The 12632-nt window shown below is 68.9% G+C and carries 11 protein-coding genes and 1 pseudogene; 5 read left to right on the forward strand and 7 right to left on the reverse strand.

Annotated features, from left to right (window positions below; genetic code table 11):
- The 4 genes and pseudogenes from QZM35_RS31190 to QZM35_RS31205 form a co-directional block, all read left to right on the forward strand.
- Window positions 1–127 (forward strand): annotated as a pseudogene (locus tag QZM35_RS31190) (putrescine ABC transporter permease PotI); the annotation flags it as partial.
- Window positions 128–243: 116 nt separating this feature from the next.
- Complete coding sequence (locus QZM35_RS31195; protein WP_089426500.1) at window positions 244–1839, forward strand: DUF3138 family protein; 1596 nt, start codon at window positions 244–246, stop codon at window positions 1837–1839.
- 111 nt (window positions 1840–1950) lie between these two features.
- Entirely contained in the window at window positions 1951–3255 is a 1305-nt protein-coding gene (locus tag QZM35_RS31200) for an FAD-binding oxidoreductase (protein ID WP_174975938.1), read from the forward strand.
- Window positions 3256–3280: 25 nt separating this feature from the next.
- The gene (locus tag QZM35_RS31205) at window positions 3281–4582 is read left to right on the forward strand and encodes an FAD-binding oxidoreductase (protein ID WP_301777434.1); all 1302 of its coding nucleotides are present in this window, start codon (window positions 3281–3283) and stop codon (window positions 4580–4582) included.
- 75 nt (window positions 4583–4657) lie between these two features.
- Here the strand turns inward: QZM35_RS31205 and gor are convergent, their stop codons facing one another.
- The 6 genes from gor to QZM35_RS31235 form a co-directional block, all read right to left on the reverse strand.
- The gene (gene gor, locus QZM35_RS31210; protein WP_089426503.1) at window positions 4658–6016 is read right to left on the reverse strand and encodes a glutathione-disulfide reductase; all 1359 of its coding nucleotides are present in this window, start codon (window positions 6014–6016) and stop codon (window positions 4658–4660) included.
- A 244-nt stretch (window positions 6017–6260) separates the two neighbouring features.
- Entirely contained in the window at window positions 6261–6485 is a 225-nt protein-coding gene (locus QZM35_RS31215) for a hypothetical protein (protein WP_043185162.1), read from the reverse strand.
- Between the two features lie 375 nt (window positions 6486–6860).
- Window positions 6861–7982 carry a porin gene (locus QZM35_RS31220; protein WP_039369128.1) on the reverse strand — a complete coding sequence of 374 codons (1122 nt, stop codon included), beginning with the start codon at window positions 7980–7982 and terminating at the stop codon, window positions 6861–6863.
- A gap of 352 nt (window positions 7983–8334) precedes the next feature.
- The gene (locus QZM35_RS31225; RefSeq protein WP_301777435.1) at window positions 8335–9033 is read right to left on the reverse strand and encodes a YoaK family protein; all 699 of its coding nucleotides are present in this window, start codon (window positions 9031–9033) and stop codon (window positions 8335–8337) included.
- A gap of 57 nt (window positions 9034–9090) precedes the next feature.
- The gene (locus QZM35_RS31230) at window positions 9091–9618 is read right to left on the reverse strand and encodes a chromate transporter (protein WP_043184629.1); all 528 of its coding nucleotides are present in this window, start codon (window positions 9616–9618) and stop codon (window positions 9091–9093) included.
- Entirely contained in the window at window positions 9615–10253 is a 639-nt protein-coding gene (locus QZM35_RS31235; RefSeq protein WP_301777436.1) for a chromate transporter, read from the reverse strand. The genes QZM35_RS31230 and QZM35_RS31235 overlap by 4 nt, the downstream gene beginning before the upstream one ends.
- 96 nt (window positions 10254–10349) lie before the next feature.
- Between QZM35_RS31235 and QZM35_RS31240 the strand changes: the two genes are divergently transcribed.
- Window positions 10350–11234 carry a transcriptional regulator GcvA gene (locus tag QZM35_RS31240; protein WP_069249062.1) on the forward strand — a complete coding sequence of 295 codons (885 nt, stop codon included), beginning with the start codon at window positions 10350–10352 and terminating at the stop codon, window positions 11232–11234.
- 58 nt (window positions 11235–11292) lie between these two features.
- Here the strand turns inward: QZM35_RS31240 and QZM35_RS31245 are convergent, their stop codons facing one another.
- The gene (locus tag QZM35_RS31245; protein WP_301777437.1) at window positions 11293–12600 is read right to left on the reverse strand and encodes a solute carrier family 23 protein; all 1308 of its coding nucleotides are present in this window, start codon (window positions 12598–12600) and stop codon (window positions 11293–11295) included.
- Window positions 12601–12632 lie beyond the last annotated feature (32 nt).

Below are 12632 nucleotides of genomic sequence, written 5' to 3' on the forward strand. Positions count from 1 at the left end.
GATGAACGCGCTGGCGACGCTGTTCATCACGGCGGTGACGATCGGCGTGATCGTCGTGAACCGGATGATGATCGCGCGTGAGCGGCGCCGCATCGCCGACATGAAGGCGGCGTTCGCGGTGGCGTGACGTATCGCCTCCTGTTCCAAAGATAACAAGCACTGCAGACAAGCAAGATGCGCCGCCCCAGGGGGGGCGCGCGATTCGATTCCGATTTGACAGGCACACGACAAGGAGAATCCGCAATGAAGAAGAAACTGATCTGCCTGCTGGTGGCCGGCGCGTTACCGGGCATCGCGCTGGCCGACTCGACATCCGCCGAGATCAAGGCGCTGCAGGCGCAGGTCGCGGCGCTGCAGAAACAGATGAAGGCGATGCAGGCGCAACTGTCGGCGAAGGGCGGCCCCGCGACCGCCCAGGCCGGCACGAAGGCAGGGGTGGGCGTCGCGCCGGCCGCGGTGGCCGTCGACCCGGGCTCGCCGGACTACGGCAAGGCGCAGGCCACGCTGACCAACGATGAGGTCGGCGAAATGAAGCAGCAGATCGCGAACCAGCAGCTGAAGGTCGACTCGCTGACGGACGCGGCCAACACGGGCCCGCTCGCCGGCCTGTCGGTGACGGGCTACATCGACCCGACCTACATGTACAACCGCGCGGCCGGCACGTCGTCGTTCCTGTTCGCGAACCACGAGAACGCGTACAACTACTTCAACAGCACGTTCGGCGATCTCTACCTCGACATCAAGAAGACGTTCGGCGTCGGCCCGATGGCGCCGTCGGCGGAAATCACGCTGATGCCGAACCGCGGCAACGGCATCACGCTGCTGCAGAACTCGCGCGGCTCGATCACCGACAACCTGCTGAACACCGCGGTCATCAACGTGCCGATCACCGCCGAAACGACGCTGGTCGCCGGCCTGATCCCGAGCTTCGGCGGCTACGAGGTGCAGCAGTCGAACCAGATGCTCACGCTCACGCACAACCTGCTGTACGATTTCTCGGATCCGGGCAGCTACGTCGGGATCGGCGCGAACTACACGAAGGGCAACTGGGCGTGGAAGTTCTTCCTCGGCAACGAGCAGTACCGCACGTACGGTTCGGTCACGCAGAAAGGCGTGAATGCGCTCGGCGACCCGATCACCACCAGCAACAAGGTGCCGACCTTCACCGCACGCGCGGACTACACGTGGTCGAGTGCGCTCGACATCGGCGGTTCGTTCAATATCGGTCGCCAGACGCTGTCGTCGGCAGCTGTGACAGATCCGGTTACCGGCCAACAAATCGGCGTCAACTACGGCCCGGGTGGTGCAGCACCGAGCGCGTACGGCTCGTTCTTCTTCGGTGAACTCGACGCGACCTACACGCTCGCCGACATTCAGTACAACGCGGAAGTCGACTACGGCCGTCAGCAGCATGCGGCGTTCAATGGCGGGCTCGCGCAGTGGTACGGCCTGTCGCTGCTCGCGCACCGCAAGTTCAACGCGCCGGTGGTCGGCCGCATGGGCGTGACGCTGCGCTACGACCTGCTCGCCAACTCGAAGAACGGCGGCGGCGGCGGCGGCATCGCGCTGAACGGCAACGGGATGGACCCGAGCAACGGCTTCGGCGTCGACGCGGACTGCCTCGCGCAGTCGAAGGCCGGCGGCGGCCTGGGCTTCGAGTGCAAGGGGGCCGTGCGGCAGGATGTCGCGCTCGACCTGCTGTTCTATCCGACCCAGCAGATCACCGTGAAGGTCGAATACCGCCACGACTGGGCGAACAACAAGGTGTTCCTGCGCAACGACGGATCGTATGGCAAGTCCAACGACCTGCTCGCGACGCAGTTCATCTATTCGTTCTGACGCAGCCCGCGCGGGACGCCGTGCCGCACGCACGGCGTCCCGCGCCGTTTTTACCGGCCGGACGACGGTGCGCGATGCACCGCCGCCGGCTGCAACGAGGGAGCCGGATTCATGACGCAGTCTTTCACCCGCCGCGCCGATGCGCTCGCGCGCGACTCGTACTACGAAGCGACGGCCGTGCGCCCCGCCGTGGACGACCCGGCGCTCGACGGGACGATCGACGTCGACGTCTGCGTGATCGGCGCCGGCTTCGCGGGCCTGTCGACGGCGCTCGACTGCCGTGCGCGCGGGCTGTCCGTCGCGGTGATCGACGCGCACCGGCCCGGCTGGGGTGCGTCGGGCCGCAACGGCGGCCAGGCGATCACCGGCTTCGCGAAGGACGAGGAAGTCGAGCGGCAGCTCGGCGCCGACGGCGCGCGCGCCGCGTGGTCGCTGTCGCTCGACGGCGTCGCGCTGATCGCCGAGCGGATCGCGCGCTACGGGATCGACTGCGACTTCACGCGCGGCTACCTGACGGTCGCGACGAAACCGCGCCGCATCGACGACCTGCACGCGTGGATGGACGCAGCGACCCAGCGCTGGGGCCATCCGTCGCTGTCATGGCTCGACACCGGCGAGATCCGCGCGCGCATCGCATCGACACGCTATCTCGCGGGCGTCTACGATCCGCTGTCGGGCCACCTGCATCCGCTCAAGTACTGCCTCGGCCTGGCCGATGCCGCGCGCCGCGAAGGCGTCGCGCTGTACGCGCATACGCCCGCGCTCGACGTCGTGCGCGGCGAGCGGCCCATCGTGCGCACGCCAACCGGCGACGTGCGCTGCCGCTTCGTCGTGTCGTGCTGCAACGCGGGCCCCGGCGGCGTGCTGCCGGCCGCGACGGCCGCCCGCATCGCGCCGATCGCGTCGTACATCATCGCGACCGAGCCGCTCGGCCTGGCGCGCGCCGACGCGCTGATCGCGCAGCGCGAAGCCGTATGCGACAACAACTTCTTCCTCGACTATTTCCGGCTGTCGGCCGACCACCGGATGCTGTTCGGCGGCCGCGCGAATTCGGCCGGCGCGTCGCCCGCCACGCTCGCCGAAACGATCCGGCGCCGCATGGTCGGCGTGTTCCCGCAGCTCGGTGACGTGCGCGTCGACCACGCTTGGGGCGGCTTCGTCGACGTCACGCGCAACCGTGCGCCGGATTTCGGCGCGCTCGATCCGAACTTCTTCTACGTCCAGGGCTTCAGCGGCCATGGCGTCGCGCTCACCGGCATCGCCGGACGCGCGGTCGCCGGCGCGATCGCGGGCGACACACGCGCGTTCGACCTGTTCGCGCGCATGCGTCACCGGCGCTTCCCCGGCGGCGACGCATGGCGGCAACCCGCGCTCGAACTCGGGATGCTGTACCACCGCGTGCGCGAGCTATTCTGAGTCAAACTCCTCCGTTATCCTGACCATGCAGACATTCGCCAACCAGCCGCACGTCGCGTCCTACTACGCGGCGACCGCCAACGATACGACCCGCCACGCGCCGCTCGCCGGCACGATCGATGCCGACGTGTGCGTGATCGGCGCGGGCCTCACGGGCCTGTCCGCCGCGCTCAATCTCGCCGAGCGCGGCCATTCGGTGACCGTGCTCGAGGCGTCGCGGGTCGGATGGGCAGCGAGCGGCCGCAACGGCGGCCAGCTGATCGGCGGGTTCGCGTGCGACATCGACACGTTCGGGCAGTTCATGCCGGAAGGCGACGTGAAGCGCATCTGGGACATGGGGCTCGAAACGCTGTCGCTCGTGAAGTCGCGCATCGCGCAGCACGACATCGACTGCGCGCTGGTGCCCGGCTACCTGACCGCCGCGAACACCGAGCGCGACGCCGACGGCCTGAAACGCTGGCGCGACGAAGCCGCGAAGCGCTTCGGCTACGACCGCTTCCACTTCGTCGAAGCCGACGAACTCGGCGACTACGTGCAGTCCGAGCGCTATTGCGGCGGCCTGTACGACCCGGACAGCGGCCACCTCCATCCGCTCAACTACACGCTCGGCCTCGCCCGCGCGGCGACCGGCGCGGGCGTGCGCATCCACGAGGACAGCTGCGTGACGCGCGTGCGCGACGTCGCGGGCGGCCATGTCGTCGAGACGAGCGGCGGCAACGTGCGCGCGCGTTTCGTCGTGCTCGCGTGCAATACCTTCGTCGGCACGCTCGCGCCCGCGCTGTCGAGGAAGATCATGCCGGTCGGCACCTACGTGATCGCGACCGAGCCGCTCGGCGACGCGCGCGCCGCCGCGCTGATGCCCGCGCGCGCGGCGATCTGCGACAGCCGCTTCGTGCTCGACTATTTCCGGCCGGCGCCCGACACGCGGCTCGTGTGGGGCGGCAAGGTCAGCTATTCGACGCGGGAGCCGCGCGATCTCGCGGCGGCGATGCGCGCGGACATGCTGAAGACGTTCCCGCAGTTGGCGGACGTGAAGGTCGACTACGCGTGGGGCGGCTTCGTCGACATCACGATGAACCGCGCGCCGCACTTCGGCCGCATCGCGCCGACGATGTATTTCGCGCAGGGGTTCTCGGGGCACGGCGTGAACACGACCGCGCTTGCGGGCAAGCTGATCGCCGAGGCGATCAACGGACAGGCGAGCCGCTTCGACCTGTTCGACAAGATCCGCCATCGCGACTTCCCCGGCGGCGAGGCGCTGCGCACGCCGGCGCTGGTGCTCGCGATGAGCTGGTACCGGCTGCTCGACGCATTCGGCGTGCATTGACCGGGTCACATCAACGAGAAACGGCCGCGTCGAAGCGCAGCCGTTCCGTTGTTGCCGTGCGCCGACGCGCCCCCGCTAATCCGCCACCTTCTGCCGCATCGTCACGAACTCCTCGGCCGCGGTCGGGTGAATGCCGATCGTGTCGTCGAACTGCGCCTTCGTCGCACCCGCGCGAATCGCGATCGCGATGCCCTGGATGATCTCGCCCGCATCGCGGCCGACCATGTGCGCGCCGACCACGCGCTGGCTGTCGCGCGCAACGACGAGCTTCATCAGCGTGCGCTCGTCGCGGCCCGACAGCGTGTGACGCAGCGCCTTGAACGACGTGCGGTAGATATCGACGTCGCCGTCGTACAGGTCGCGCGCGGTCGACTCGGTGAGCCCGACCGTCGCGACCTCGGGCTGGCTGAACACCGCCGACGGCACCCATTCGTGATCGGCCGCGACGCGCGACCCGCCGAACAGCGTGCGGGCGAGCAACCCGCCGTCGCGCGTCGCGACCGGCGTGAGCTGCGGCCGCGACGTGACGTCGCCGATCGCGTGGATCGACGGCACCGACGTCGCCGAATACGCATCGACGGCGATCGCGCCACGCGCGTCGAGCATCACGCCCGCCTGCTCGAGCCCGAGGCCGTCGACGTTCGGCACGCGGCCGGTCGCATACAGCACCTGGTCGTACGGCCCGTGCCGTGCCGCGCCGACGCGCACGCTCAGCGTGCCGTCGTCCGCGCGCTCGATCGACTCGACCACCGAGCGTGCATGGATCGTGACACCCTGTTTCGTCATCTCGTCGGTCAGGAACTGGCGCACGTCGTCGTCGAAGCCGCGCAGGATCTTCTCGCCGCGATAGAACAGGTCGACGTGGCTGCCGAAGCCGTTGAAGATGCCCGCGAACTCGACCGCGATATAGCCGCCGCCGACCACCGCGATGCGCTTGGGGCACGCGGCAAGCGACAGCGCCTCGCGCGACGTGATCGCATGCCCGATGCCGGGCCGCGCCGGCATCGACGGGCGCGAGCCGGTCGCGATCGCGATGTGGCGCGCACGGATCGTGCGTTCGCCGATCGCGACCGTATGCGCATCGACGAGCGTCGCGCGCCCCGCGTGCATCTCGACGCCCGATTGCCGCAGCAGGTTGATGTAGATGTCGCTGAGCCGGTTGATCTCGCGATCCTTCGCGGCGATCAGCGCGGGCCAGTCGAGCGTGCCGGCGCCGAAGCTCCAGCCGAAGCCCTTCGCGTCCTCGACTTCATGCGGGTAGTGCGATGCGTAGACGAGCAGCTTCTTCGGAATGCAGCCGCGCAGCACGCAGGTGCCGCCGATCTGCTCTTCTTCCGCAATGCCGACGTGCGCGCCGTATGACGCGGACATGCGTGCGAGCCGCACGCCGCCCGAGCCGGCGCCGATGACGAACAGGTCGTAGTCGAAATCCATCGCATTCCCTCATCGCAGTTCGGATGACGGCACGATAGCAAGATTCCGGCATTCTTGCGGCGCACGGTGCAGCCCGGCGCCCGCCCAATAAAAAACGGCGAGAGACGTTGCCTCTCGCCGGTCAAACCAGCTGCCGGGTGTGTCATGCGTCACCGATCGACCGCATGCCCGACCTGCCGGCTGCGCGGCACCGATCCGCCCAGGCGCGCGAAGGGCGCGCCCACGGCCGGACCAGCCGCCATGCTCATGCCTGCGACGTGTCGCTGCCGTCCGTCGCCTGCGTGTCGTCTGCCTGCTGCGGCTGCTCTTCCTTCTTCTCGAGCATGCCTTCGATCGCTTCCGCACCCTTGAAGCCGGCGACGGCGGCGGCCGCCTTGGTCAGCAGGCCCGCATCCGGATCCAGCTTTTCCGCGCCTTCGACAGCAGCGACTGCGCCAGCGATTTCACCCACGGTGTTCAGGATACCCATCGTCATCCCCTTTCAAGAAAATCGTGAGCGCATCGTCCCACGAAAAAAACCGGCGGACCGCGATTGTCATCACCGGATACACAAGTTACGCACCAGGCCGGCCGCACTCGCCGAGCGCAACCGGAACGACGCACGCGCGCGCCAGGCGGCACGCAACGGGCGATGCACGCAGCGTAGCGGAAAGCCTTCGCGCGCACTGTAAAAGTATGTTCTGGATTGCCGACGAAACCCTTACGGCGCGGGGGTCTCGTGATGAAGCATTCGCCGAATAGTCGTGCGCGCGTATGAAGGTCGCGTGACGAAAAAAAAGAGGCGCCTCGCGGCGCCCCTTCGATGCAGGCCGGACGACTGCCGGCCGATGCGTTCCGACGTTCGTCAGAAGATATTGCGCAGGCCGATCGCGATGCCGGTCTGGTTGCTGCGACCCGGCAGCTCGACGTTCGCCGCGCCGTTCGTCTTGTTGAAGTCGACGGTGCCGTAGACTTCCGTGCGCTTGCTGAGCGCGTACTCGGCGATGCCGACGATCGCGTAGCGGTTGCCGCTCGCGAGCGTGCCGTTGGTGGTCATCGCGTTGCGCATGTGGTCGTAGTAGAACGCGCCCGTCAGCGTCAGCGGCGCGCTGACCTGCCAGCTCACGCCCGCGAACGGACCGTCGTCGATCCGGCCGGTGCCCTTCGCGACCGGAATCGTCTGCTGTGCGAGCAGGCTGTCGACGAAGCCCGTGTCGTCCTTCGAGCGCAGGTAGCCCGCGTAGATCTTCGCCTTGCTGAACGCATACACGACGTTCGCGTGGTAGATCGTCTGCTTGCGCGCCGAGTTGTCGCTGTTCTGCTGCGCGCCGGCCGCGATGCTGAGCGGGCCCATCACGTACGACAGCGACACGCCCCACGCATTGCCCTTGCCCAGCGAACCCGGGATCTGGCCCGAGAAGCCGCCCGCGCCGGTCGATTCGTAGTTGGTGCCGGTCGAGTACATCGCCTTCGCGGTCAGGCCTTCGAACTTGCCGGTGTACTTGATCTGGTTGTCCGCATACAGGCCGCCGCCGAGTGCGACCGGCAGCCATGCGTTTTCGAGGTAGTTGCCGACCGTCAGCGGATCGTAGGTATCCGACAGCAGGTCGAACAGGGGCGTCTTCTGGCGGCCGAGGGTCACCGTGCCGTACGGGCTCTGCAGGCCGACGTACGCTGCGCGGTTGAACAGGCGGCCGCTGTCGGCGAAGGCGCCGTTCTGCAGGTTCACGCCGCTCTCGAGGTTGAACACGGCCTTCAGGCCGCCGCCGAGGTCTTCCGTGCCGTAGATGCCGAAGCGGCTGTTCGTGATCGCGCCGTTGGTCATCGACAGCAGGCCGTCGTTCTTGGCGTTGGCGTTGGTCAGGTAACGGATGCTGGCGTCGGCGACGCCCCAGAGCGTGACCGAGCTTTGTGCGGCCGCGTACTGGCTGGCAAATGCGAGCGCGGCGCCCCCTGCGATGGCTGCGAGTCGGGTGGTCTGCTTCATGAGCTTTCCTTTTTGTAGGTGTCTCCATTCATGGCCGGCCGCGTGCGCAGCCGGGTGGCGATCGCTCACGTTCTTGGCGCGCGCGATGTGGGCTGAATCATATGACGAGTGCCATCGCTGAAAGAAATTGAAATGCGCGGTAACGGCGGAACTGTCGCCCGCGCACAACGCTGCGCGCGGCAACGCGCATCCGGCGGGCATCGGGCGCCGCACGGCAGCGGCCGCGAGCGCGGCTGACGGTGCGTCGGGTCGGTCAGGATCGCGCGGCAGGTGCCGCGGAACGGGCGCGCGCGGGCACGCCCGGGGGCGCACGCTGGGGGCACACGCAGGGGTGCGCCCGCGGGAGGCGCGGTCACACCGCCGCCGGCCCGCCGTCGGCCGTGTGCCGGCGCCACGCGCGCCGCACGATTTCCGCGAACGCGCCGACGAGCAGCAGCACGGCGCCCCACAGCGCGACCTCCGGCACGAGTCGCGTGACGAGGCCGCCGACCACCGCGCCGGCCAGGAAGCAGAAGCTGATCGTCGCGAGCAGCGCCGAGTCGTGCAGCGCACCCGCGTCGTAGCGCGGGATCAACCCGACGAACAGCTTCTGCGCGGCGCGCCGCAGGTTGCCGGTGGTCATCACCGACGTGTACGACAGTTCCTCGAGATGGGTGAACGACAGCGTCTGCAGCGTCGCGACGAACGAGATGCCCGGAATCAGCCACGCGCTCGACGCGCCGACGAGGCCGCTCGCGGCGACGCCGAGAAAGACGATCTCGACGAGCAGGCTCGCGAACGCCGTGTGCTTCATCCAGCCGCGCTGCGCGGCAAGCCCGAGCAGGTGCGCGACGAACACCGCGATCGTGAAGCCGACGAGCGGCGGCACGTGATGCAGCGCGGCGGCCCATTCGCCGGCCGACAGGTTGATGCCGAGCAGCGCGACGTTGCCGGTCATCGTGTTCGCGAACACGTGGCCGTGGCCGACATACGTGTACGCGTCGAGGTAGCCGCCGGACAGCGTCAGCAACGCGGCGACAGTGAGATTGCGGCTGGCGCCGTCGAGATCCATCGAGCCTCCCGTGAAGATTCGCGCCAGTATGGCGCACGGGCGGTCAAAGTGCGCCGGTCATTGCCCGATGCCCGTGAGCCCGATCAGCGCGCCGCCCGCGAGCAGCCACAGCGGATGGATGCGCGTGCGCCACGCGAGCACCGCGCACGCGGCCGTGATGCCCCACTGGATCGCGGTGCGGTTCGACGCCTCGGAGATCAGCACCGCGCTGGCCGCGACGAGCCCGGCGGTGACCGGCATCATCCCCTGCTGCACGTAGCGGCGCCACGGCCGGTCGCGAAAGCGCTCCCACGCATGCAGCGCGAGCACGGTGACGATCGACGACGGCCCGAACTTCGCAAGCGACGCGACCAAGAGCCCGCTCCAGCCGGCCACGTGCCAGCCCACCAGCGACACGATCATCATGTTCGGCCCGGGCGCGGCCTGGGCCAGCGCGAACAGCGCGGTGAACTCGTGCGCGCTCATCCAGTGATGGACGTCGACGACCTGCCGCTGCATCTCCGGCAGGATCGTGTTGCCGCCGCCGAACGCGAGCAGCGACAACTGGCTGAAGATCGTCGCGATGGCGATCAGCGTGTCGTTCATGGCCGCTCTCCTCGCTGCGCGTCGCGCGCCGCGGCCTGCGCCGGCCGCGGCGTGCCCGCGTCGCGGCGCCGCGACGCGAGCCAGATGCTGACCGGCGTCAGCACGAGCATCGCGGTCAGCAGCGGAATGCGCAGCACCGCGATCGCGACGAACGCGAGCGCCGCGATGCCGGCCGCCGCACGCGCATGCAGCAGCGGCTTCAAGACCTTCACGGCCATCGCGACGAGCAGCCCGGCCGCCGCCGCGGCGAGCCCCGCGAACAGGTGCTGCACGCGCGGATCGTTCTGCGTCTTCGCGTACAGCACGCCGAGCGCGACGACGACGAGCGTCGGGCCCGCGATCAACCCGAGAATGCCGGCGAACGCGCCGGCGACGCCGCGAAAGCGCATGCCGACGGCCACCGACAGGTTGATCACGTTGCCACCCGGCAGGAACTGGCACAGCCCGAGCAGATCGGTGAATTCGTCGGCGGAGAGCCACTTGCGCTCTTCGACGATGGTGCGCCGCGCGAACGGCAGCGCACCGCCGAACGACATGAGGCCAAGCGACAGGAAACCGGTGAACAGCTCGGCGAGGCCGACGCCGCGGGGTGAGGCGGCCGGCGGCGGGGCGGCCGGCGGAGAAGCGGATTGCATGGGGTTCCTTATCAAACGGTGACCCGAGGTTACCGCCGTTCGGCATGCCGGCAAAACGATTTTATCGGCGCGCCCTTGTGATCTAGAATCACAAGCATGGCACGCGATCTCCCGCCCTTTTCCGCGCTTCGGGCCTTTGAAGCCGCGGCACGACATGAAAGCTTCAGCGCTGCCGGCGACGAGCTGCATGTGACTCACGGTGCCATCAGCCGGCAGATCGCCGGGTTCGAGGCCTGGCTCGGCAAGCCGGTGTTCCACCGCTACGGCAAGCGCGTGAAGCTCACCGACGAAGGCCGCCGCTACCTCGACACCGTGCGCGCGGCGTTCGACAGCATCGCGCTCGCGACCGAGCAGTTGCGCAACACGGGCGCGGCACGCGTGCTGCGCATCAATGCGCTGCCGACCTTCGCGATGAAATGGCTGCTGCCGCGCCTGTCGCGGTTCCAGCGCGACGTGCCGAACGTCGAGCTGAAGCTGTCGACGTCGAATGCGCCCCTCGATACGCTCGACGGCTTCGATGTCGCGATCCGCCGCGGCCCCGGCCACTGGCCGAACTGCACGAGCGGCCACTTCCTCGACGAAAGCGTGATACCCGTCTGCAGCCCGGCGCTGCTCAAGCGCGCGCCGATCGCGCGCGCGGACGATCTCGCGCGCCACGTGCTGCTGCATTCGGATACGCGGCCGGAAGGCTGGCGCGACTGGTTCGCGGCGGCCGGCGTGGCGATGAAGGGGCGCAAGCGGCAGTCGTTCGACCACTTCTACCTGGCGCTGCAGGCGGCCGTCGACGGCCTGGGCGTCGCGCTCGGCCCGTTGCCGCTGATCGACGACGAGCTCGCGAGCGGCCGGCTGGTGATGCCGCTGGAGGGGCCGCGCATCGCGACGCGCAGCTACTGGTGGATCGCGCCGCGCGCGCCGGCGGACGATCCGCTCGTCGCGCAGTTCTGCGCGTGGCTGCAGACGCAGTCGAACGTCGGCGCGTAGCGCGTCGACGGTCGACGCAAAAGATGGCGCGGGCGGCAGGACGCCGCCCGCCGGACGCTCAGACCACCGGGCCCGGTTCCTTTTCCTTGCGCAGGATCGCGTACAGGATGATCGCGCCGAACGTCGCGGTGCCGATCCCGCCGAGCCCGAAGCCGCCGATCTTCAGCGAGAAGTCGCCGGCGCCGAGCACCAGCGTGACGGCCGCGACGATCAGGTTGCGGTTGTCGGAGAAGTCGACCTTGTTGACGACCCAGATCCGCGCGCCCGTCACCGCGATCAGCCCGAACACGACGATCGACACGCCGCCGAGCACCGGGCCCGGAATCGTCTGGATCACCGCGCCGAACTTCGGCGAGAAGCCGAGCACGATCGCGATCACCGCGGCGACCGCGAACACGAGCGTCGAGTAGATCCGCGTGACGGCCATCACGCCGATGTTCTCCGCGTAGGTCGTCACGCCCGTGCCGCCGACGCTGCCCGACACGATCGTCGCGAGCCCGTCGCCGATGAACGCGCGGCCCACGTAGCGATCGAGCTTGGTGCCCGTCATCGCGCTGACGGCCTTGATGTGGCCGAGGTTCTCGGCGACCAGGATCACCGCGATCGGCGCGAGCATCAGCATCGCGTGCGGATCGAACACCGGCGCGCGAAAGCTCGGCACCCCGAACCAGGCCGCCTGCCCGACGATCGAGAAATCGATCGGCTTGCCGAGTCCCATCCCGTTGGTCGCGACCGCGTAGATCGCGTAGGCGATCACCAGCCCGACCAGGATCAGCAGGCGCTGCACCATGCCGCGCGAGAACACCGCGACGCCGCCGACGCACAGCACGGTCACGAGCGCCATCACCGATTCGAAGGTCGACCCGGACACGCCCTTGACCGCGATCGGCGCGAGGTTCAGCCCGATCACCGCGACCACCGCGCCGGTCACGACGGGCGGCATCAGCGTCTCGATCCAGCGCGTGCCGATCGCCTGCACCAGCAGGCCGAGCGCGACGTACACGACGCCGCACGCGACGATCCCGCCGAGCGCGACCGGGATGTTCGGGTTCGGGCCGCTGCCGCCGTAGCCGGTCACCGCGATCACGAGGCCGATGAACGCGAAGCTCGAGCCGAGGTAGCTCGGCACGCGGCCGCCGACCAGCACGAAGAACAGCAGCGTGCCGATGCCCGACATGAAGATGCACAGGTTCGGGTCGAAGCCCATCAGCAGCGGCGCGAGCACGGTCGAGCCGAACATCGCGACGACGTGCTGCACGCCCATCGCGACCATCTGCGGCCACGCGAGGCGCTCGTCGGGGCCGACCACGCGCGAGGCCGCGCCGGTCGATTGCACCCGCCAGCGCGGGAAGTAGGAATCGGACATGGGGAAAAGGGCTCCTGTCGGTCGCCGGCTGC

The organism is Burkholderia sp. AU45274, assembly GCF_030482505.1.
Classification (GTDB): Bacteria; Pseudomonadota; Gammaproteobacteria; order Burkholderiales; family Burkholderiaceae; genus Burkholderia.